Genomic DNA, 22,789 nt, shown 5'->3' on the forward strand with positions numbered 1-22,789 from the left:
ATTAACTGATGCTTTATGTCTTTTAAAATTATTTTCGGTGATTATTTTGTCAAAATATTTCGTTTGTGATACATATGCTCACAGTAGTGAGCATTCAATGTTTGTTGAATCTTTTCTAGACTACTTTAATAAAGAAGATGCTGTTTTTCTACTGAATGAAATTCATTCAAAGTTTATTTCTAAAGATCATAGATCATTTAATTATCCTTTGAAAGACAGAACTTGTTCATCTTCTATGGCTAGATTATTTAATCGAGAGGTTGTTAAAACTCTATTTTTCATTCTTCTACTTCCTTATATTTTATTTACGGGGAGAACTATAGTGCTTTTAGGGACTAGTAACTTTCAAAGCTTTTTCTTTTCTTTTTTAAGATATATCCCTCTGATTAAAATTAGAATTGTTTTTCATAGCCAGTTAGAATCGCTGGTTAAGGAAAAGAATGAAAGGCGACGATTTGGTAATTTATTTATCAACGCAATTAATAGAATGGAAAATAGCAAAAACATCAAAGTACTGGTTTTAGGTAAGCACATCAAAAGTAAACTCCAATTGCTTGGCTATACTAACGTGTGCTCGATACCTCACCCAATCCCTCGCTCCAGTTTTTGTAGTGAAAATAAACTTCCTACTGATATACCTAAGAAAACCCACAATATTGCTATGGTAGGCCTAATTAGAGATGACTCAAAAAATTGTAACAGTGTATACGATCTTGAACATAGTGAATCAACTAAGGTACATGTCATCGGAAGAGCTAAAAATGATTTTAAAATAGATTATTCAACTTCAATTTCATTCCAGTTGTGGGATAGGATTTATACAGAGTTAGAATTCAGTAGGGCAATTGAGAACATACATAGCTTCATTTATTTTTTGGGAAAAAAGATTACCAATTGACAGCCTCAGCAACTGCACTAGATGCAATAATATATGGTAAAGCTGTATTTTCACTTAAAAACGAAGCTGTATCTTCATTGCTTCAAGGTTATGAGTTGTTTTTTGAATTTGATACGATAGAAAAGATGTCCAACGCGATCAATGACTTTGATACCGATACAATTAGTAAAGTTGACTTTAATAAGCAACGAGAGAAGTTTTTAATAACTGAGTTTAAAACGGATATAGAGAAGTGGTTATGTTAAATTCAAAGATTGTTCCAGTGATTATGGCTGGCGGTTCAGGTAGTCGTTTATGGCCGTTATCACGCAAGCTAATGCCAAAACAATTTTTAAAAGTGGCATCAGAACATACTATGATCCAGGAAACGATGTTACGTTTAAATGGCTTAGATATTCAAGCGCCTATGTGTATTTGTAATGAAGAACATCGTTTTATTGTGGCTGAACAGATGCGTGAAATTGATGCTCTAGGCCAAATTATTCTAGAACCCGTTGGTCGTAATACAGCCCCTGCCATTGCCTTAGCTGCTTTATCACTGCTTGAACAAGGCAATGATGGCATTATGCTGGTACTGGCAGCAGATCATATTATTGAAAATGAAGCTGAATTTCAAAATGTAATAAAGAAATCAATTCCTTTAGCTGAGGCTGGTAAATTGGTTACTTTTGGCATAGTTCCTACGCATGCTGAAACTGGATATGGTTATATTCGTGCTGCAAATAATCTCGTCAGTGAAGGTAATAGTGATTCCGCATCTTTACATGCTGGCTTTAGAGTAGATAGTTTTGTCGAAAAGCCGGATATTGCAACAGCGCAGGAGTATTTATCTTCCGGTCAATATTACTGGAATTCAGGTATGTTTATGTTTAAAGCTTCACGTTATATCGAAGAGTTAAAAACTTATCGTCCGGACATACTTGCTGCTTGTAAGCAATCTTTAACTGATGCTTCAGCAGACATGGATTTTGTGCGTGTCGATAAAGAAGCTTTTTCTGCGTGCCCTGATGATTCAATAGATTACGCTGTAATGGAACCGCTATGCGAGGCTGAAAATGCAGATTTGGTTGTAGTAGTGCCACTTGATGCTAATTGGAATGATATAGGTAGCTTTTCGGCTATTTGGGATATAAGTAAAAAAGATAAAAATGGCAATGTGAATCAAGGTGATGTGATTAGCCATAATTCAACGAATAACTTGATTGTTTCAGAGCAGAAATTAATTGCAACCGTTGGCTTAGAAAATTGCATTGTGATTGAAACTAAAGATGCAGTTTTAGTTGCTAATAAAAATTGTGTACAAGATGTTAAAAAGATAGTCGAGAAAATAAAAGCGCTTGGCCGAACTGAAGCTGACATCCATAGGCAAGTCTATCGTCCTTGGGGTCATTATGATTCAATTGATTTTGGTAAGCGCGACCAGGTAAAGCGCATAACAGTTAAGCCTGGTGAAAAATTGTCTATTCAGATGCATCATCACCGCGCCGAACATTGGATAGTTGTTGCGGGTACCGCAAAAGTGACTAATGGTGAAAAGACTTTTTTACTGACTGAAAACCAATCTACCTACATTCCAGCTGGAGTTATTCATGCATTAGAAAATCCTGGTGTACTTCCACTTGAGTTAATTGAAGTTCAATCGGGAAGTTACCTTGGTGAGGATGATATTGTTCGTTTTGAAGATAGATATGGACGAGTTTAATTTTGCTAAGGTGACTCATTATTCTGTCTCGCTAGTTTAACGAAGCTCAGTAAAGAGTAGGTTCAGAGAAAGATATTTAGCCCATAATAGTTTCATTATTTATTGGTTTTTTGCACTTTAAATCTACAGTTGTTTCTTTTGTATTGAAGTAACTCTGCTCTTTTCTAAATCTTAGATCAATAGCTTATTGATCCCACAGTGGTATTTGGTAATAAAGCCAGAAGTAAAATTAATTAAAGTGACCCAGTATGTTAATTAGCTCAAAAATAATTAAAGACTCCGGTATTCAATTCGGTACCAGCGGTGCGCGTGGCCTAGTAGAACAGTTTACAGCGAATGTTTGCGCAGCTTTTACACATGCATTTATGCAGTGCATGCAAGGGCAATTTGAATTTAAAACCGTTGCCCTTGCTATTGATAACCGCCCAAGTAGTCCGGCTATGGCGCAGGCCTGTGTTAGTGCTTTGGAACAATTGGGTATTGAAGCTGTTTATTATGGAGTCATACCGACACCTGCGCTTGCTTATGTGTCGATGCAAGATAAGATTCCTAGCATTATGATAACAGGCAGCCATATCCCATTCGATCGTAATGGTCTTAAATTTTATAGACCAGATGGAGAAATCAGTAAAGCTGATGAGCAAAAAATTTTAAACGCCGATACTGAATTTTCTTCGATTAATGTTTTGCCAACGTTGGAAATAAGCCCTCGAGCATCGGTTGATTATATCACCCGTTACACAGAGCTATTTAGTGCAACATTACTTAGTGGGAAACGTATTGGGGTGTACGAGCACTCTAGTGCCGGGCGTGATCTCTATGGCCCTTTATTTACCAGTTTAGGAGCTAAGGTTTTTTCACTGGAACGTAGTGATGAATTCACCCCTATTGATACAGAAGCTGTATCGGATGTTGATAAATTAAAAGCATTGAAATGGTCTAAAGATTATCAATTGGACGCTATTTTTTCTACTGATGGTGACGGTGATCGTCCGCTGATAGCAGACGAAAATGGTGAGTGGCTGCGTGGTGACATTTTGGGAGCGCTCTGCTCACAAGCTTTACACATCAAATCCCTTGCCGTGCCTGTAAGTTGTAATACAGTGATCGAAGCTCTTAATCAATTTGAACATGTAGTACGCACTAAGATTGGTTCTCCTTATGTAATTGCTGAATTTGCAACACTTGCAAAAGATCATATATCTGTTGCCGGGTTTGAAGCAAATGGCGGTTACTTGCTAGGTAGCGATGTATTAGTAAATGGTAAAATTTTAAAAGCCTTACCTACCCGTGATGCCTTGCTACCTGCACTTATGCTTCTTGCTGAAGCTGGTAATCATGGTATTTCAACTTTAGTTTCAGCTTTACCTAAGCGGGTAACTTATAGTGACCGTGCTCAAAACTTTGCAACAGAAAAAAGTTTGGCTATTTTAAATGAAGGTAAACTTGCTCCTAAGGAACTATTAGCAAAGCTTGGCTTTGTTGATGCGGCGATTAAAGATGTAGACCTCACTGATGGACTACGATTAACTCTTAAAAATGATGATGTTATACATCTCCGCCCATCAGGTAATGCACCTGAACTGCGTTGTTATGCGGAATCTTCAGATTTAATACATGCAAAGTTTTATGTTGATACTGCACTGGCTAATGTTTGTTCAATATGATTATCGTTAAGTAACTTACCAATATAAAGCACAGGTAAATATTTATTGCCTATGATTTTGTAATAAAATAAGGTTTTTAAAGGATAAATATGAAAATTGCTATTGCAGGGACAGGTTATGTTGGCCTTTCTAATGCTATGTTGTTGGCACAGAATCATCAAGTGGTAGCGGTTGATATCATCGAAGAAAAAGTGAAGCTATTAAATGATAATAAATCACCGATCGTTGATGCAGAAATCACTGATTTTTTAGAGAATAAAAATATAGATTTTACAGCGACATTAGACAAAGAGCTTGCTTATACTGATGCTCATTATGTAGTAATTGCTACTCCAACAAACTATGACCCTGTTACTAATTACTTTAATACGACTTCAGTTGAAGCGGTAATTAAAGATGTTATGGCCATTAACCCGAATGCTGTCATGGTGATAAAATCAACTGTACCAGTTGGTTATACAACCCGTATTAAACAAGAGTTAAATTGCGGAAATTTGATCTTTTCTCCTGAGTTTTTGCGCGAAGGCCTTGCATTACATGATAACCTTTATCCATCTCGTATTATTGTGGGCGAACAAAGTGAACGTGCGAAATTGTTCGCAAACCTATTAGTGGAAGGGGCAGAGAAAGACAACATTGAAGTGCTCTTTACGGATTCTACTGAAGCAGAGGCAATAAAGTTGTTCTCCAACACTTTTTTAGCTTTGCGTGTTGCATATTTTAATGAACTTGATACGTACGCTGAATCTCATGGCCTAAACTCACGTCAAGTCATTGAAGGTGTATGCCTAGACCCTCGTATCGGTAGCCATTATAACAACCCTTCATTCGGTTACGGTGGTTATTGCTTGCCAAAAGATACCAAGCAGCTACGTGCTAACTACGCGGATGTACCAAACAACATTATCAGTGCCATCGTGGATGCTAATAGTACTCGTAAAGACTTTATTGCCGAATCGATTTTAAAGCGCGATCCCAAGGTTGTTGGTATTTACCGTTTGATAATGAAAGCGGGTTCTGACAATTTTAGAGCATCGAGTGTGCAAGGCATTATGAAGAGATTAAAAGCCAAAGGTATTGAAGTTGTAGTTTATGAGCCAGTATTGGAAGAGGATGAGTTCTTTCACTCAAAAGTCATCAAGTCTCTGGACGAGTTTAAAGCAAGCTGTGACGTTATTGTCTCGAACCGTATGGTAAATGAAATCAAAGATGTAACTAATAAAGTCTATACACGTGATTTGTTCGGCTCGGATTAAATTATCATCATATTTGTCAAAAAAATTAAGAGCTATGAATGAAAGTATCAATTATTATGCCTACATATAATGTAGGCGATATTGTTTTAGAAACTATAGATAGTGTTTTAAAACAAACGCATAAGGACTGGGAGTTGATTGTTGTTGATGATGCTTCTAACGATAATACACCAGATATTTTAGATAGCGTTGCAAAAAAAGAACGAAGGATTAAATTAGTCTTATCTAAAGTGAATGGAGGTGCTGGTGTTAGTCGTAATCTCGGTTTAGATAGAGTTTCAGGTAGGTTTGTCGCATTTTTAGACTCCGATGATCTTTGGGAGCACAACAAATTGGAGAAACAAATCAATCATATGCTTACGAAGGGAGCGCCAATATCACATACTTCTTTTACTTTTATTAGTGTAAATGGCCAAGCCCGTGCAGGAAAAGTAGAAGCATCTAAATTGGTTGATCTAGAGCACAATCTAAAACATACGGAAATTGGAACATCAACCGCGATGATTGACTTGGAAATGGTGCATGGTGCTATTAGGTTCAGTACTATTCGTGCAAGGCAAGATCTAAAGCTATGGATTGACCTGTTAAGCCAGGGCTATGTTTCACATGGTCTTAATATCCCACTTGTTAAGTACAGAGTCAGAAACGGAAGCGTTAGTAGCAACAAGCTTAAAATGCTATGGCTTACATTGAAAGTTTACATTGGAGTAAAAAGTTTACCTTTGACGAAAAGATTAACTTGCTACGTAGCTTATGTACTCAACGCTATCAGAAAGAGAAATAAACAAGTATGAAGACACTATTAACGGGGGCTACGGGATTTGTTGGTCGAGCTGTCATAGAATCAGGTATAGATTTGAAGATCGTTATTCGTAAACACGAAACATCTGATTTCAGTCCTTTTTTTAACATAGAGCAACTCGATAAAAATACAGAATGGGATAATGCTTTTATCGATATTGATAGTGTGATTCATTTAGCTGGGTTAGCTCATTCAAATCAATTTACTAAGCTGGATTATGAAACTGTTAATGTTGAAGGGACTCTGAATTTAGCTAAGCAAGCTGCAAAATCAGGAGTTAGGCGATTCGTCTTCGTAAGCTCTATTGGGGTCAATGGTACCTCAACATCGAATACAGCATTCAGAGTTGATAGTACTCCTTGTCCACAAAATGACTATGCCAAATCAAAGCTCAGTGCAGAAAAGGCATTAACAGAAATAGCTAACGAAACCGACATGGAACTGGTTATAGTTCGGCCAACATTAGTCTATGGGCCAAACGCTCCAGGTAATTTTGGAGCTTTAATGAGGTTGATAGATAAAGTTCCTGTTTTGCCTTTTGGTTTAACTGGAAATAAGCGAGACTTTATATCCGTTCAAAATTTGGCTCACCTTTTGGTCACTTGTACGACACATCAAAATGCAGCAGGTCGTATTTTTCTCGCTTCAGAGGGTGAAACAGTTTCAATTAAACAGTTTACAAATGCAATAGCAAAAGGGCTGGGTAGAAGTTTATATCAGATCCCTGTCCCTGTAGGCCTTATGCGATTTGTTGGCAAGTTAATTGGAAAGCATGCAATGGTGGAGCAATTAGTTGGTAATTTACAAGTTGACTCATCTAATGCTCAAGAAATGTTAGGATGGATTCCTCCTTACACAATGGAGCAAGCAATGGCTTCACTTTCTGAGAATAAAAAATGATACGTTTATTAGATTTTTTAGCTGCCTTTTTGGGTTTGTTACTGCTTTGGCCTATTCTACTTAGCGTTACTATTATCGGATTACTTGATACAGGGTCGCCGATTTTTGTTCAAACCCGTTTAGGCCGAAATAAAAAGCCATTTAAATTGATTAAGTTCCGCACTATGTCTGTAGAAACGAAGTCAGTGGCTAGTCACTTAGCTAGTAATACTTCTATAACTAAGTTGGGTAGTTTTCTGCGCAAAACTAAGATCGATGAGTTACCGCAATTAATTAATGTGGTTAAAGGGGAAATGAGCTTGGTTGGTCCTCGTCCAAATTTATTTAACCAAGAAGAATTGATTAAAGAACGTGATGCATTAGGTGTTTATGATGTTTTACCCGGTGTTACAGGTTTAGCTCAGGTTCAAAATATTGATATGTCCACACCCGCTTTATTAGCGAAAACTGACAAGCAGATGATTGATAGACTAACTGTTAAAGATTACTTCAAGTATATCTTGATGACAGTTACAGGCAGCGGTTCTGGTGATGCAGTAAAATAATTCGTATTTTTCGATTATGTCGAGAATTTAGGGCTATTTGCAAACCTATATATTAATAATTTAAGAAGTTATATTAAAGCCACCTTCTTCAGAAGGTGGATTTTTAACTTAAAGTCACAAAGATAATTTATTAACCTGTAAGTTCTAATATTCACATTTTAATCAATAGTTTAAGCTAAAGACTGTGCTAAGGTATTAATGGGTAAGGCGAAAATATATTAGCAACATTAAGTTTAATCTTTGGTTAGAAATGTCTTTTTATTTGCTTAAGAACAAGCATTTTTTTGTAAATATACTTAGTTATCGTGGTAAGCAAAACTTTCAGTTGAGTGGTTACCATTAGCTTTAAGGCTTTCTTATTTTAGTCAACACTGTCTCAAGCACAATGATATTGTCCGTTTTTAGTCTCATGTCGACAGAGAATAGCTCGGAAACCCCTTAAATTTAAATTGGAATACTGGCATTTGTTGAGTTCGCTAGAATAGCAATAACTGTTTATTTTAGCATTTTTGTTAAAATTTAACCAATAATTTAAATGCTGTTAAGTTGATTGTGTAAGTTGTTTGTTGTTCTTGTTTTTTTTTCGTTTTTAAATTTGGGGTGATATATAATAATTTAGGTATAGAGAATTTAACTATAATAGATTTTTCTTCTAGTATAGAATATATTCTGTGTTTGTATTTTTAGAAGTAATACATAATGATTTTAAATTTAATGGAGCGAAAAATGGATTTTTTGCAGAGTTTGTTTCGTTTGCCTCGTGAGCAAAAACGTGCAGTAAGTATTGCCATTGATTCCTTGTTTTTGTGCTTTGCTTTTTGGGCTTCTTTACTCGTCAGGCTTGATGATGTTTCAGTTATTCAAAATAGTCAATACTGGTTATTGTTTGCAACCATCCTTCCTTTAACCATACTAGCTTTTATCAAGTTAGGTCTTTATCGTGCTGTTTTGCGTTATATGAGCATGCAAGCCTTAACAGCTATTCTATTTGGTGTGATGACATCCACTATCTTGATGGTGTTATTTGCTTATTATTCTGATGCACAACTTCCAAGAACGGTTCCAATTATTTATGCTGCATTTGCATTGGTTTTTGTTGGAGGAACCCGAGCGCTTATTCGTTCAATGGTCGGCTCAGGTGTAAAGCGTAACGGTGAACCTGTTATAATTTATGGTGCAGGAGTCAGTGGAAGGCAACTACTCAATTCATTAGTATTAAGTCATGAGTACCATCCTTATGCTTTTGTTGATGACGATTCATCTCTGCATGGCACTGTTATACAAGGTGTGCATGTACATTCACCATCAATCATCAGAAAACTGATTAAGCAAAAAGCGGCAACAAAAGTGTTGTTGGCTATTCCCAGTGCTACCAGGGCCAAAAGAAAAGATATTTTATCTCGTTTAGAACCACTATCTATACAAGTATTAACGATACCAGCTATGGCTGAACTAGTTAGTGGCACTAAGCTTTATAGTGACATTAAAGAAGTTGAGATCGATGACCTCTTAGGGCGTGACTCAGTTGCCCCACGTCAAGATTTATTGATGGCTAACATTACCGGTAAAGTGGTTATGGTAACCGGAGCTGGTGGTTCTATTGGTTCAGAGCTTTGTCGTCAAATATTAAAAAAATCCCCCAAGAAATTGGTACTTTTTGAACTATCAGAATATTCATTATATGCAATTGAGCGAGAGCTTACGTCAATTGCTCAAGAATTAAACTTGGATGTTCGAATTCTACCTATGATGGGTTCTGTTCAACGAGAGAACAGAGTACAAACCATCATGGAGTCATTTGGGGTTCAGACTGTATATCATGCTGCTGCCTACAAACATGTTCCATTAGTTGAACATAATGTGATTGAAGGAATTAGGAACAACGTTTTTGGAACTCTTTATACTGCTAGAGCTGCTATTGCAGCCAAGGTAGATACGTTTGTATTAATTTCAACAGATAAAGCCGTTCGCCCTACCAATGTGATGGGCACCACGAAACGAATGGCTGAGCTTGTATTACAAGCTTTTGCTAAGGAAGAGCATGAAACTCGGTTTTGTATGGTGAGGTTCGGAAATGTATTAGGTTCATCAGGTTCAGTTGTACCTCTATTTAGAACTCAAATCGCAAATGGCGGTCCTGTTACTGTTACTCACCCTGAAATTACTCGTTTCTTCATGACCATACCTGAGGCATCTCAGTTAGTCATTCAAGCTGGTGCAATGGGGAAAGGCGGTGATGTATTTGTTCTCGATATGGGGAAATCAGTTAAAATTGTTGATTTAGCATCTAAAATGATCCGCTTAAGTGGTTTTGAAGTGCGTGATGATGACAATCTAGAAGGAGATATAGCAATTGAGTTTAGCGGATTGAGACCTGGCGAAAAGCTATATGAAGAACTGTTAATTGGTGATGATGTTACCGGTACTGAACATGAGCGGATCATGACAGCGAACGAGTTAAACTTAAGTTGGAATGAGTATTCTAAAATTTTAGAGTGTCTCGATAAAGCTTGTCACAATGTCGATCATGAAAGTATTCGCGATATTTTGCTTTCAACACCAACAGGTTTCGCACCAACAGATGGCATTTGCGATCTTCTATATCATCAAAAAGCAAAAATATCTGATTCAAGTGAGAATGTTATCAAGTTAGCTTAGGTTGGCAAAAAAATTGCTTTTTATCTTTAATCTAATTACCACTAGACAAGGTTTTTTATGAAGGTTGTTATTCCAGTTGCAGGGCTTGGTACACGAATGTTGCCAGCTACAAAAGCTATCCCTAAAGAGATGCTACCAATTGTAGATAAACCGCTCATTCAGTACATCATTAATGAATGTGTTTCAGCTGGCGTTAAAGAAATTGTTTTAGTCACTCATGCCAGTAAAAATGCCATTGAAAATCACTTCGACACATCTTATGAACTTGAATCTACGCTTGAAAAACGTGTTAAGCGTCAGCTTTTAGAGGAAGTTCAATCAATCTGCCCAAAAGATGTTTCAGTTATCAGTGTTCGCCAAGGTGAAGCTAAAGGGCTGGGGCATGCTGTACTATGTGCTAAGCCCTGTATTGGAAATGAACCATTTGCTGTAGTTTTACCTGACGTCATATTAGACGAATATACTGCTAACCAGAAAACAGATAACCTTGCTGCTATGATAGCTCGTTATCAAACAAGTTTTGCAAGTCAGATTATGGTCGCCCCCGTACCAGATAATGAAGTGAATAAGTATGGTATTGCTGATTGCAATGGTGATGAAATCGAACCAGGTGAGTCTGCCAAAATTACGGCTATGGTAGAGAAGCCTGCTATCGGCAAAGCTCCTTCAAATCTAGCTGTTGTAGGCCGTTATGTTTTGTCTGAAAAAATTTGGTCTTTACTTGCTAAAACTCCAGCAGGGGCTGGCGATGAAATTCAATTAACAGACGCGATTGATATGTTAATTGAGCAAGACAGAGTTGAGGCTTTTAATATGACCGGTAAGTCACACGATTGTGGCGATAAGCTCGGGTATATGAAAGCATTCGTAGAATATGGACTTCGTGATAAAAAGCTAGGCAAAGAATTTGCTGACGTAATAAAACCATTGCTTTAGAATTATTATGTAGGTCAATGAAAAACCAACTCATCTGAGTTGGTTTTTTCATTATCTCAGGAGATGGTATGCGAAAAAATTAACAGCAACACAGTTTTTTGTAAAGGCTTTGAATTGATATTTAGTTATATGTAATTTTAATTCATTTCACCTGACTACAGATAGTTGTATTAGGTGATACTATTAGCTTAGATTGCTACTTATGTTAAATCAACGGAAGGAAGATATGAAAATCGCTGTAGTTGGTACTGGTTATGTAGGGTTATCTAATGCGATACTATTGGCGCAAAATAATGAGGTTATAGCGCTCGATATTGTTGAAGAAAAGATTGCTCAACTGAATGATGGTATTTCACCTATCTCAGATACAGAAATTGAGGATTTTTTAGCAAATAAGAGCCTTAATTTCAAAGCCACTTTAGATAACGAGTTAGCCTATAAAAATGCAGAGTATGTCATTATAGCCACGCCAACAGACTATGACGTAGAAACTAACTATTTCAACACATCATCAGTAGAAAGAGTCATTCAAGATGTAATGTCTATTAACCCTACAGCGACAATGATTATAAAATCTACTGTTCCAGTAGGTTATACCGCAAGCATCAAAAAACAATTAGGCTGCGATAATCTCATATTTTGTCCAGAGTTTTTAAGGGAAGGGAGAGCACTTTATGATAATTTATATCCTTCTCGAATAATAGTTGGTGAACGTTCGGAACGAGCTAAAATATTTGCTAGATTACTTGTTAATGCTGCTTTAAAAAAAGATATAGATGTGTTGTTCACTGATTCTACAGAAGCCGAAGCAGTTAAATTATTTTCAAATACTTACCTTGCGTTACGAGTGGCATACTTTAATGAACTTGACTCTTATGCAGAGTCGCATGGTTTAAACTCACGTCAAATTATAGAAGGTGTAGGGTTAGATCCACGAATAGGCAATCATTACAACAACCCTTCATTTGGCTATGGGGGGTATTGTTTACCAAAAGATACCAAGCAATTAAGAGCTAATTATGCTGATGTACCAAATAATATTATTGAGGCGATTGTAGATGCTAATACGACTAGAAAAGATTTCATTGCACAGTCGATTCTACAACGCAAACCCAAATGTGTTGGTATTTATCGATTAATTATGAAGTCAGGCTCTGATAACTTTAGAGCGTCAAGCGTTCAAGGGATAATGAAACGACTCAAGGCGAAAGGTATTGAAGTTGTTGTTTATGAGCCTGTTTTAAAAGAAGATAATTTCTTCAATTCTAAAGTAATCACATCGCTTGAAGTTTTTAAAGACAGTTGTGACGTCATAGTCTCTAACCGAATGGTTGATGAAATTAAAGATGTTGCCGAAAAAGTTTATACCCGAGACTTATTTGGCTCAGATTAAGTATGTAAAAGTTTAATTTTTTATTATTTAGCTGAAATGTTTTGATGCTTTTTCCTAAAGATAAGAAAAGGTTTTTATCATATAAGTTTTTTATGTTCTTTCGTTTATAATTACTAGTTAATTGTTTAGGCTGTATTATGGTCAACATGGGACGTTGGCCGATGGAGTTATTATGTCTCGTAAGTATTTTGGCACCGATGGGGTGCGTGGCAAGGTTGGTGAGTTTCCAATTAACCCATCATTTGCAATGAAGTTAGGTTGGGCTGCTGGGACGGTTTTAGCGTCAGCAGGCACCAAAGAAGTGATTATTGGTAAAGATACTCGTATCAGTGGCTATATGATTGAAACTGCGATGCAAGCAGGTTTCTCTGCTGCAGGCATAAACTGTGCGTTAGTTGGACCTATGCCGACTCCAGCGATTGCATACTTAACCTCTACATTTAGAGCTGATGCAGGTGTTGTTATCAGTGCATCTCACAATCCTTATTATGATAATGGCATTAAGTTATTTTCAAATTCTGGGACAAAATTGAATGATGCTCAAGAACTAGAAATTGAACACCTACTAGATCAAGCAATTAACCATGGCGCTATGACGTGTGTTGATTCAGCTAAACTCGGTAAAGTTCGCCGAATTGGCGATGCTGCAGGTCGTTATATTGAGTTTTGTAAAGGTACATTCGATAAAAATAAGTCATTAACCGGTTTAAAAATCGTTGTAGATTCAGCCAACGGCGCAGCATATCACATTGCTAAAGAAGTCTATGCTGAGCTAGGTGCTGAAGTGATTAGTATCAACGATAGCCCCGATGGTCTTAATATAAATGAGCGTTGTGGTGCGACACATTTAGATAGCTTGCAAACTGCTGTAATGGTACATGAAGCTGATTTAGGAATTGCGCTTGATGGTGATGCAGACCGAGTGATGTTTGTTGATCACAACGGACATATCATTGATGGTGATGAGATTATTTTTATACTTGCACAAGCCTTTAAAAATTCAGGAGAGCTTGAAGGTGGTGTTGTTGGAACATTGATGTCAAATCTTGGTTTAGAAATCGCGCTAAAAGAAATGGATATTCCATTTGTACGTGCCAAGGTTGGAGATCGTTATGTTGTTGAGCAGTTAAAAGAAACTGGCTGGCAACTTGGTGGCGAAGGTTCAGGGCATATTTTAAGTCTTAAACATACCACCACGGGAGATGGTATTGTAGCTTCTCTTCAGGTTCTTGATGCCATTATTGAGTCAGGAAAAAGTTTAGCTGAAGTTAAGTCTGGTATGACCAAGCTACCTCAAGTATTGATAAATGTTAAATTGAAGGCTGATAATGCTGATGAAATAATTGCATCTGATGCTGTTCAAGCTTCTGTGTCAGCTGCTGAGACATTCATGGGCGAACGTGGCAGAGTGTTATTACGTAAATCCGGCACTGAACCGCTAATTCGTGTGATGGTTGAATCTACTTGTGCAGAAATGACTCAAACTCAAGCTCAAACTATCGCAGATGCTGTGAAGCTAGCGGGTTAAAACTTACTTTTGTGAATGACTTTTACTTCATATTTGGTGATTTAGCGCTTTAGCGATAACATGATTAAACTTTAAAATGCCAGCGTAATTAACGCTGGCATTTTTGTTTTATTTGATACAATCCATTTATAATTAGTGACTACAGCGTAGTTATCACAGACTATTTAATGTGATTCGTTAGTTACTTCATTATTGCTTGAACAGGGTAAATATGATTTTAGTCACAGGTGGTGCCGGATTTATTGGCGTCAATTTAATTCGTTATATTTTAGATTCAACTAATGAGTCTGTGGTTAATGTAGATGCCTTATCTTATTCTGGCAATTCAGCCTCTTTAAAGAGTGTAGAGCTCAATTCTTGTTATCACTTCGTTCACGCTAATATTTGTGATGAGATAGCCCTTAAGCAAATCTTTAATAAATATAAACCTACAGCCGTGATGCATTTGGCGGCTGAGAGTCATGTTGATCGTTCAATAGATGGTCCTTCAGAGTTTATTGAAACAAATATTGTAGGTACGTTTAAATTACTTGAGGCTAGTAAAAGCTATTGGTTGTCGTTAAGTAAGCAAGATAGAGATAAGTTTCGATTTATTCACGTTTCAACTGACGAAGTCTATGGTGATTTGGAACAAGATGCCCAAGCTTTTAATGAAATAACTGCTTACAAGCCTAGCTCTCCTTATTCCGCGTCAAAGGCGGCTTCTGATCACTTAGTAACGGCATGGCATCGGACATATGGTTTACCGATTATTATTACTCATTGTTCAAATAACTATGGTCAGTTTCAATATCCTGAAAAGCTTATTCCTCATATGATTTTAAATGCATTAGCAATGAAGTCATTGCCGGTTTATGGAGATGGTTCCCAAATCAGAGACTGGTTACATGTCGATGACCATGTTTGTGCTCTGTATGAAATACTAAAAAAGGGGCGAGTAGGTGAGGTTTACAATATCGGTGGCCAAAATCAAATGACGAATTTGGATGTCGTTAGTCAAATCTGTGAACTGTTGGATGAACTAAAACCGTGTTCAGCTAATATTGGTTCATATGCAAACTTAATTAATTTTGTTGTTGACAGACCTGGACATGATATTCGATATGCTATTGATATTACGAAAATACAAACTGAACTGGGCTGGTATCCACAAGAGTCATTTAGGGCAGGTTTACGCAAAACGGTGGAGTGGTATCTAACCCATTTGTCTTGGTGTCAAAATATTATGGATAAAGATTACCAACATGCGCCTATTGAAAGAGGTGTAACAATTAAATGAAGCTAATAAAGTCGTCTAATTATAAAGGGCTTATTCTTGCTGGTGGCAGCGGGAGTCGACTTTACCCTATTACTTTTGGTACTTCAAAGCAGCTACTCCCAGTTTATGATAAACCAATGATCTATTACCCTTTATCTGTACTTATGTTGGCAGGTATTCGAGATGTACTTATCATTTCTAGTATTGAGGATATTGATAACTTTAAACGGTTACTTGGTAATGGGCATCAATTTGGCATTAATATTAGTTATGAAACTCAGCCTTCACCTGATGGGCTTGCACAAGCCTTTCTCATCGGTGAGTCTTTTATTGGGGACAGTAATGTTGCTCTCGTGTTAGGTGATAATATTTTTTATGGTCAAAGCTTTAGTGAGCAACTCAATAAAGCCGTTTCTATAGAGAGTGGTGCGACAATTTTTGGTTATCGAGTTAGCGAACCAACGCGGTTTGGCGTAATAGGTTTCGATGCAAAGGGAAAAGTTGATAGTATTGAAGAAAAGCCGAATATCCCCAAATCAAACCATGTGGTAACAGGTTTATATTTCTATGATAATGAAGTCATTTCAATCGCTAAATCTATCTCTCCATCAAGTCGTGGAGAGTTAGAAATTACCGATGTAAACTCAGCATACTTGAGACGTAACCAATTGAATGTTGAAATATTAGGCCGAGGGTTTGCTTGGCTAGATACTGGCACTCATGATTCATTATTAGAGGCTAGCCACTTTGTTCAAACTGTTGAAAAGCGACAAGGGTTGAAAGTTGCTTGCTTAGAAGAAATAGCTTTTATCAATAATTGGATAGATACATCAGTGTTGAAGCAACAAGCACAAAGGCATCAACAGACTGCTTATGGTGATTACCTTTTTCAACTTGCAAAGGAAAGCGATGATGAAGGTTATTAAAACCCGATTGCCTGATGTAAAGGTAATCGAGCCGCGAGTATTCAATGATGAGCGAGGGTTCTTTTATGAAAGCTTTCAATCATCCCGGTATATGCAAATACTCGAAATGACTAAACCCTTTGTTCAATCTAATATCTCACAATCAAAGTATGGGGTATTAAGAGGGCTTCACTTCCAGCACCCGAAACCTCAAGGTAAACTTATTAGTGTGACACGAGGGCATATTTTTGATGTCGCAGTGGACTTACGGCTTGACTCAGAAAACTATGGCCAATGGGTTGGCGTTGAATTGTCAGAAGAAAATAAACGTCAAATATGGATACCTGAGGGCTTTGCCCATGGTTTTCTTACTTTATCTAGCATTGCGGATGTAGAGTATAAATGTACAGATTATTACTCGCCACAGCATGAAGCCTGCGTACAATGGAATGATCCAGAAATCGGAATAACCTGGCCGATAAATGATCCCATTTTATCAATGAAAGATCAGTGCGGGTTTCAGTTAAAGGATTTGGCTTTGTGAAAGTGTGGTTAGTTGGTGCAGAAGGCCAGTTAGGCAAGAGCATTATTGCTCACGTCAATGAGCATTGTGCGGTTTATAAGGCATCACTGCATTTAGTGTACTCCTCAAAAAAAGACGTTGATATTTGTCATTTCCCGTCTATATCAGGTTTTGTCACTGAGCATTCTCCCGACATTATCGTTAATGCTGCAGCTTACACGGATGTAGAATCAGCTGAGAATAATTCAAAACGCTGTCAACAAGTTAACGTTACTGGCGTAGCTAATCTAACTAATGCAGCTAAAGCATTAGCGATTCCAATAATTCATATTTCAACGGATTATGTTTTTGATGGGAATAGTTCAGTGCCTTATATTGAAACTGACTCAGCACACGCGCTTAATGTGTATGGGCAATCGAAATGTGAGAGTGAAGCGCTAGTTCAGCAAATATCCGACAAATATATTATCCTTCGTACAGCTTGGTTAGTAAGCTCTTTTGGGCGTAACTTCGCTAAGACTGTCATGTCTTTATCCAAGCAACATTCACAGTTAAGTATGATTTCAGATCAACTAGGTTGTCCCACTTATGCCGACGATTTAGCAACAACCATTTGTCATATAATACTGGCAATCGAAAAGGGTAAATCTGATTGGGGCATATTTCATTATTGTGGCGATACAGCAATGAGCTGGTATGAGTTAACTGAGAATATCTTAGATGAAGCCGTGTTTCAGCAAAAGATAACATCTAGACCAGACGTATTTGCGATAACCTCTGATGAATATTCAGCCGAAGCAATTAGGCCTAAGTATTCTGTCATGAACTGTCAAAAAATACATGATATCTGGGGCATAGTAGCCCCAGAATGGAAGGACTCTCTTAAACGATTGGTTAAAAATTTATAGAAGATGTATAAACTCATTGTTTGAAGCGCGTTTATATATATTTCATTTAATCTTTTTATAATTTTGCATCTTTAGATCAAAAGCACTACTTCTTAACCATCTTCGCGACATACATTCCATCGCTGTTTGCTTCATATGGCCATACGGTAATATGTTCACTCTGATGCCCTGTAAAAGGGTGAGTGCTTACTACTAAACTGAAGTCTTTATTGTTAGATAAAAATGCGTCTACAACGGCTTCATTTTCTAAAGGTGATAATGAACAAGTAGCGTAAACAAGATGTGAGCCTGTTTTTACGGCTTTAGCACTACGACTCAATATGTCTAATTGCAAGGCAGGTTTATCATCCACACAACTTCTATCATCAATCCAGCGCATGTCTGGATTTCTGCGCCAAGTACCAGTGCAGCTACAAGGTGCATCGACTAATACACCATCAAAGTAGTTCTCTGAGACAGGTAAATTGTCAGACTTCCATTTAGCGATTGTAATGCTATCAAAACCTGCTCGTTTAGCGCGCTTGTTTAACTCTTCTAGTGCTTTTGTACGAATGTCTGATGAGGTAATCGACCCTGTTGAATCATTTTCAACGTCTTGCAGCATAAGTGAACGAAGTTGTAAGGTCTTGCCGCCAGCGCCACTGCACGTGTCCCACCATTGCTCATTTGCTTTGGGCTTACACACATTGCCAATAACTTGAGATGCAAGATCTTGAATTTCAACTTGGCCATTTTTATACAGTATTACGTCATTTAAGTTAATACTTTTACTGCCTAAACTAATGGCATCACCAAAGTATTCGCACAAGCTTGCATCTATGCCATCTTGTTGTAATTGGGATACTGCTTTATCTGTCGCTAATTTTTGCACCCTTGCCCAAATAGGCGGTCGAGAGCTCATTGCCTCAACGAGTTTGAGTTGTTGCTCAGCTGACTCAATCGGGCAAACCTCCCAATACCAGTCTGGTAATAGTTGACTTGGCTTAACGGTTTTCCCTGTAAATATAGTATTGAGTAACAGACTCTTTTCAATAACAGTGTAAGTATTCGCTTCGCCTGTGGCTTCGACATGTCCATATATCACCGCTAGTTGCTCTGGTGATAGATGAGCAAAATGTTGCCAAGCTTCCGCAAAATTACGCCACATGTGTTGCTCTAACAGTGCACAGCTACTGAGCATTGCGAACCAAGTTTGCTCATCGTGTTGTGAGCCTATTTGTTTAAGCCAGCCCCACCAACGAAATAGGCCGAATAAAGTTTCGCGAATGACTCTGCGATCTTTTGAACCATGCTTTTTGTGTTCACGAAAGTAATTAGCCACGATTCGGTCAGCGGGCATTTTAGTATCTAACACTTCATCAAATAACATTTTGATGGTGGTTGAATAGCTCAAAGCACGTTTTTGTGCTGGAGTGGTGGCGATAAGGTTTGATTGTGGTGCTACTGGCATGGCTGACTCAAGGGTGGCAAAGGTGACAAAGCATGTTTGTCACTTAAAAGTAATGGCATATTTTAGCATGTCTTTAAAATCGGTTGAATATCTATCCTACAGAGTATTCAACCGAGCTGTTAATGACAATGATATCGAAGGGTAAGGGTTTTAAAGATAGACGCTATCTCGAGTCACAAGACTAAAATGGATGATCCACCATAACCCAAGCATTGGTACTCTCATCTGATTGCGCGACATCAAGCCTCACTACAATACCCGCTGTGAGGGCTCTTAATGACACTCCATAGTCATATTTGATGTCGGTGAGTAATTCGCTGGCAGTATAAGATTCACCCACTCTGCCAGCTTCAACAAATCCAACGAGTTGAAACCAGTCTAAACGTAAAAATTTAAGCCAATTCACATCTTCTATTGGATTGTACTTTAAGGTGTAACGATACTCCGCTGTCGCATAAATAGAGGCTTTATCGTGAAAGCGATTATTATCAAATCCACGCATGCGATAAAATCCGCCTAATGAGGCGCCTTCACTATAAGGGGCGTTATTATTTACCTTTCTGGCACCGGCTTCATCGTATTCAAGTTCCCAAGAAGGTGAATAGCCTGTCCAAAAATTCATAGCGAGTATTCGTTGTGATGCGTAATCAGATTGGCCAAAAGAAAAGTATTTACTGGCTTCAAACTCAATAAAAGTCCAAGAGTCAACGGACTCTAACCAACCTGAATCGTGAGATATTGCCACATATTGCTTGCTACCATAACTTGGATTGATTGAAAAATCGGTATTGTCATATAGTAGCCCAAGCTCAAGCGCATGAATGGTACCATCGAGCACTTCATCCTCAAATTCGTAGCTCTCATAACGATTAAATTGTCTGAGTACGGCGACAGTTGCACCTGATTCAAATGGGTTCCATTTATCTCCGCCGGAAGGCTTTGACGTCAGTAAGCCATTCGTTAACTCGTAAGTGACTTGGCCTTTACCACGTGTAGCGCCTATTGGTAGGGCGTATTCAAGTTTAATTTCCCACCAGTTTGATGAACCATCTGCTTGTAAAAACTGCTCATTCGACGAGTCATTACTACCAGGTAAAGGTGTATCCGCCGGGATAAAATTACTTGCGCCACCAGCGTAAGCCTTTTGTTGTGGGTAATAGCCTAAAAAGCCGTATACACTTAAAAAGAACCGCTCAGTTTTAGGGATTTTGTAATTCCAGACTCCGCCCCCCGCACCATAACTGACATCCCCGCCGTACACAGTACCGCCAATTGTCATTTGCTCTTGGTGGTAACCACTGACCATAGCACCTAAACCAATGTTTAAGCCCATAGAGTCCGTACTAAATACATAGGGAAGTAATAACTTTTCAGTACCAGTATTAGGCGTTTCTGAGCGATTGACTGCTGACTTTACATTGGCTGAGGCAGCAAAAGTTGACGGGATACATAGTAAGAATAAAGCGGAAGCGAATATGGTTAATACTCTTGTTTGATTCGTTAGGGTTATTAACCCGTCATAGCGGCGTTTTTTCATCATTAGCAGCCCTGCCATTACTTCTTGCTCAAGAGGAGGTGTTGAATAATTGTAGCTATTTTATTGAATAATATAGGTTGTTGCGTGCTAAAGGTACAGTGACTTAATGATTAAATTGTGATTTATCACTATTGAGTATGAGGCGTTAAATAACCCTATTGATCACTACAGTACGAGAGTTCGCACTGTTTGTAGGTTTTACTCCACTATGCGCTTAAAAAGATTAATGATAGGAAGTCATTTTATTCAATGTAAAACGACCTCCTGCAGCTTCATGGATCTAGAAATCTAATGAAAGGGCAAAGCAAAGGTAATGCATTAATTTGAGCGTGTGTTCAAATTCTTGAGTGCAAAAGTTAACAAAGTCATCGCTGCACACTTGTTCAATAGAAACGGGTTTGATGGCGATAAAGTCTTTTCGCTTTAATTCATCAATGAGTGGATGCTCTTTATTAAAACCTCTTGGTGGTCTGACTAAGCTATCCCCTGATAACTCAAAACCTGCTTGTTTTAGTTCTACTAAGGCTTTTTTATACCCATTAGGGTTTTCATCAATGCACTGCCTTATAGCGTTTAAGGCTTTAGATTCGGGATGCCAAATACCTGCAGCGATAAAACAGCCATCATTTGCTAGGTGCAGGTATAGACCAGGTGCATGTACATCCTTCCCTTGAAAGTGCCTAAATTGAATTCCAACATTAAGTTTGTAGGGACTTTTATCTTTACTAAAGCGACTGTCTCGTTGTGGTCGCATCATACTGCCACCCACTTTTTTAGCCACAGCAGTTAATCGTGGTGAAAATTTAAGGATAGGCCCCTGCATGGCTTCAATAAATTGTAATGTAGGTGTGCGGACGGTTTCTTCATAGCGTAACTGATTCGTTTTAAACCATTCTCTATTATTGTTATCGGCAAGCTGAGTTAAAAAGTCAAAGCTGTGTTGAGTAAACATGAGGAATCCTAAAATGTTAGCGCTAAAAAGTATAAAAACTTTGCTAATTTATCAGGTTGAATAGTCATTTTCGATGTTTTTCATACTGGGAGTTAGCGCTGTGTTTTTTGTTTAGCGGTAAATAATAGCTGCAAAAACATCTGGTTGATTTATACTCGATTTAATAAGGCGAATTTTGTTTGATAAATCAACATATCTCAATTAACTTGTGATAAATAGTATTATATTGCTTTGTTTTCTTATTGTTTTGGCTGTTTCATATAATTGAAAAAGTTATCTTATTTGCTGTTACCTATAATTTTTTTATTTTTTAGTGTTTTTTTTAGTAGCAATTATCAACTTTAGGAGTATTATGCGCTTCCAAATTGATACAGGGTCATTTTTATAATGGCTTTTTACCTTGTCGCTAGGCTGTTTTTGTTTAATCTGACTGGTTAAAGTCGTTTAAAACAGCTAATTGAAGCCGTGTTATCGCTCTTTGAGGCTGTAATATGGCATGTGACGAATGATTAAATTCTTTATGCAAGGGTTAAACATGACAAAAAATGCATTAGATATTCTTGGCTGGTGTGAATGGGCGACGTTTCCTGAAATTGGCAATGAACGGGTTAATATGAAAATTGATACCGGTGCCAAGACGTCATGTTTACATGCGTTTAGAATTAAACCATTTATTAAAAATGAACAAGACTGGATTAAGGTGTGGATACACCCAGAACAGGATTCAAATAGAGAAGTCATACATGAGTTCGCGGTATTTGATCGTCGACACGTGAAAGATTCTGGTGGGCATATCACCAATCGATATGTCATTAAAACGCCAATTATTATTGGCGAGCAACAATTTGATATTGAACTCACGTTAACACAGCGTGACAACATGCAATTTAGAATGCTTTTGGGTCGAAGAGCGCTTGCTGGGCGTTACTTAGTTGACTCTTCGGCAACGTATTTACTTGGAGCTTAAGCCC

20 protein-coding genes are annotated in these 22,789 nt (G+C 37.7%); 17 read left to right on the forward strand and 3 right to left on the reverse strand.

Annotation, left to right across the window (positions count from 1 at the left end; translation table 11 throughout):
- The first annotated feature begins 97 nt into the window (after positions 1 to 97).
- The 16 genes from ACGEDC_RS15250 to rfbD all read left to right on the forward strand — a co-directional run bounded on the left by ACGEDC_RS15250 (position 98) and on the right by rfbD (position 17,879).
- Positions 98 to 898, forward strand: a complete 801-nt coding sequence (locus ACGEDC_RS15250; RefSeq protein ID WP_394494204.1) for a hypothetical protein — start codon at positions 98 to 100, stop codon at positions 896 to 898.
- Positions 895 to 1,143, forward strand: coding sequence for a hypothetical protein (locus ACGEDC_RS15255; RefSeq protein WP_394494206.1), 249 nt, complete (start codon positions 895 to 897; stop codon positions 1,141 to 1,143). Before ACGEDC_RS15250 ends, ACGEDC_RS15255 begins: the two co-directional genes overlap by 4 nt.
- The gene (locus ACGEDC_RS15260) at positions 1,137 to 2,600 is read left to right on the forward strand and encodes a mannose-1-phosphate guanylyltransferase/mannose-6-phosphate isomerase (protein WP_394494208.1); all 1,464 of its coding nucleotides are present in this window, start codon (positions 1,137 to 1,139) and stop codon (positions 2,598 to 2,600) included. The genes ACGEDC_RS15255 and ACGEDC_RS15260 overlap by 7 nt, the downstream gene beginning before the upstream one ends.
- A gap of 248 nt (positions 2,601 to 2,848) precedes the next feature.
- Positions 2,849 to 4,267 (forward strand): phosphomannomutase, encoded by a 1,419-nt coding sequence (locus ACGEDC_RS15265; RefSeq protein WP_394494211.1) that lies wholly within the window; start codon positions 2,849 to 2,851, stop codon positions 4,265 to 4,267.
- A gap of 89 nt (positions 4,268 to 4,356) precedes the next feature.
- Positions 4,357 to 5,523 carry a nucleotide sugar dehydrogenase gene (locus ACGEDC_RS15270; protein WP_394494213.1) on the forward strand — a complete coding sequence of 389 codons (1,167 nt, stop codon included), beginning with the start codon at positions 4,357 to 4,359 and terminating at the stop codon, positions 5,521 to 5,523.
- A gap of 38 nt (positions 5,524 to 5,561) precedes the next feature.
- The gene (locus tag ACGEDC_RS15275; RefSeq protein ID WP_394494215.1) at positions 5,562 to 6,317 is read left to right on the forward strand and encodes a glycosyltransferase family 2 protein; all 756 of its coding nucleotides are present in this window, start codon (positions 5,562 to 5,564) and stop codon (positions 6,315 to 6,317) included.
- Positions 6,314 to 7,225 (forward strand): NAD-dependent epimerase/dehydratase family protein, encoded by a 912-nt coding sequence (locus ACGEDC_RS15280; RefSeq protein WP_394494218.1) that lies wholly within the window; start codon positions 6,314 to 6,316, stop codon positions 7,223 to 7,225. Before ACGEDC_RS15275 ends, ACGEDC_RS15280 begins: the two co-directional genes overlap by 4 nt.
- Entirely contained in the window at positions 7,222 to 7,770 is a 549-nt protein-coding gene (locus tag ACGEDC_RS15285) for a sugar transferase (RefSeq protein ID WP_394494220.1), read from the forward strand. Before ACGEDC_RS15280 ends, ACGEDC_RS15285 begins: the two co-directional genes overlap by 4 nt.
- Positions 7,771 to 8,496: 726 nt before the next feature.
- Entirely contained in the window at positions 8,497 to 10,428 is a 1,932-nt protein-coding gene (locus ACGEDC_RS15290) for a nucleoside-diphosphate sugar epimerase/dehydratase (RefSeq protein ID WP_394494223.1), read from the forward strand.
- 57 nt (positions 10,429 to 10,485) lie between these two features.
- Positions 10,486 to 11,364 (forward strand): UTP--glucose-1-phosphate uridylyltransferase GalU, encoded by an 879-nt coding sequence (galU, locus tag ACGEDC_RS15295; protein ID WP_394494225.1) that lies wholly within the window; start codon positions 10,486 to 10,488, stop codon positions 11,362 to 11,364.
- A 226-nt stretch (positions 11,365 to 11,590) separates the two neighbouring features.
- Positions 11,591 to 12,757, forward strand: coding sequence for a nucleotide sugar dehydrogenase (locus tag ACGEDC_RS15300; RefSeq protein WP_394494227.1), 1,167 nt, complete (start codon positions 11,591 to 11,593; stop codon positions 12,755 to 12,757).
- 172 nt (positions 12,758 to 12,929) lie between these two features.
- Positions 12,930 to 14,285, forward strand: coding sequence for a phosphoglucosamine mutase (gene glmM / locus ACGEDC_RS15305; protein WP_394494229.1), 1,356 nt, complete (start codon positions 12,930 to 12,932; stop codon positions 14,283 to 14,285).
- A gap of 211 nt (positions 14,286 to 14,496) precedes the next feature.
- Entirely contained in the window at positions 14,497 to 15,564 is a 1,068-nt protein-coding gene (gene rfbB / locus ACGEDC_RS15310; RefSeq protein ID WP_394494231.1) for a dTDP-glucose 4,6-dehydratase, read from the forward strand.
- On the forward strand, positions 15,561 to 16,469 hold the full coding sequence (gene rfbA, locus ACGEDC_RS15315; RefSeq protein ID WP_394494233.1) for a glucose-1-phosphate thymidylyltransferase RfbA: 909 nt from the start codon (positions 15,561 to 15,563) through the stop codon (positions 16,467 to 16,469). Before rfbB ends, rfbA begins: the two co-directional genes overlap by 4 nt.
- Positions 16,453 to 16,992, forward strand: coding sequence for a dTDP-4-dehydrorhamnose 3,5-epimerase (gene rfbC, locus ACGEDC_RS15320; RefSeq protein WP_394494235.1), 540 nt, complete (start codon positions 16,453 to 16,455; stop codon positions 16,990 to 16,992). The genes rfbA and rfbC overlap by 17 nt, the downstream gene beginning before the upstream one ends.
- On the forward strand, positions 16,989 to 17,879 hold the full coding sequence (rfbD, locus tag ACGEDC_RS15325; protein ID WP_394494237.1) for a dTDP-4-dehydrorhamnose reductase: 891 nt from the start codon (positions 16,989 to 16,991) through the stop codon (positions 17,877 to 17,879). Before rfbC ends, rfbD begins: the two co-directional genes overlap by 4 nt.
- A gap of 85 nt (positions 17,880 to 17,964) precedes the next feature.
- On the opposite strand, the gene ACGEDC_RS15330 is transcribed toward rfbD, so the two are convergent.
- From ACGEDC_RS15330 to ACGEDC_RS15340, 3 genes are all read right to left on the reverse strand, one after another.
- Positions 17,965 to 19,329, reverse strand: a complete 1,365-nt coding sequence (locus tag ACGEDC_RS15330; RefSeq protein WP_394494239.1) for an RsmB/NOP family class I SAM-dependent RNA methyltransferase — start codon at positions 19,327 to 19,329, stop codon at positions 17,965 to 17,967.
- A 181-nt stretch (positions 19,330 to 19,510) separates the two neighbouring features.
- A complete protein-coding gene (locus tag ACGEDC_RS15335) occupies positions 19,511 to 20,884 on the reverse strand; it encodes a BamA/TamA family outer membrane protein (protein ID WP_394494241.1) in 1,374 nt (457 codons plus the stop codon).
- 262 nt (positions 20,885 to 21,146) lie between these two features.
- Positions 21,147 to 21,818, reverse strand: coding sequence for a DUF2461 domain-containing protein (locus tag ACGEDC_RS15340; protein WP_394494243.1), 672 nt, complete (start codon positions 21,816 to 21,818; stop codon positions 21,147 to 21,149).
- 535 nt (positions 21,819 to 22,353) lie between these two features.
- Here ACGEDC_RS15340 and ACGEDC_RS15345 point away from each other — a divergent pair.
- Entirely contained in the window at positions 22,354 to 22,785 is a 432-nt protein-coding gene (locus ACGEDC_RS15345) for an ATP-dependent zinc protease (RefSeq protein WP_065109246.1), read from the forward strand.
- The last annotated feature ends 4 nt before the right edge of the window (positions 22,786 to 22,789 follow it).

This window comes from Shewanella sp. ENK2, from assembly GCF_043568515.1.
Lineage (GTDB): Bacteria > Pseudomonadota > Gammaproteobacteria > Enterobacterales > Shewanellaceae > Shewanella > Shewanella japonica.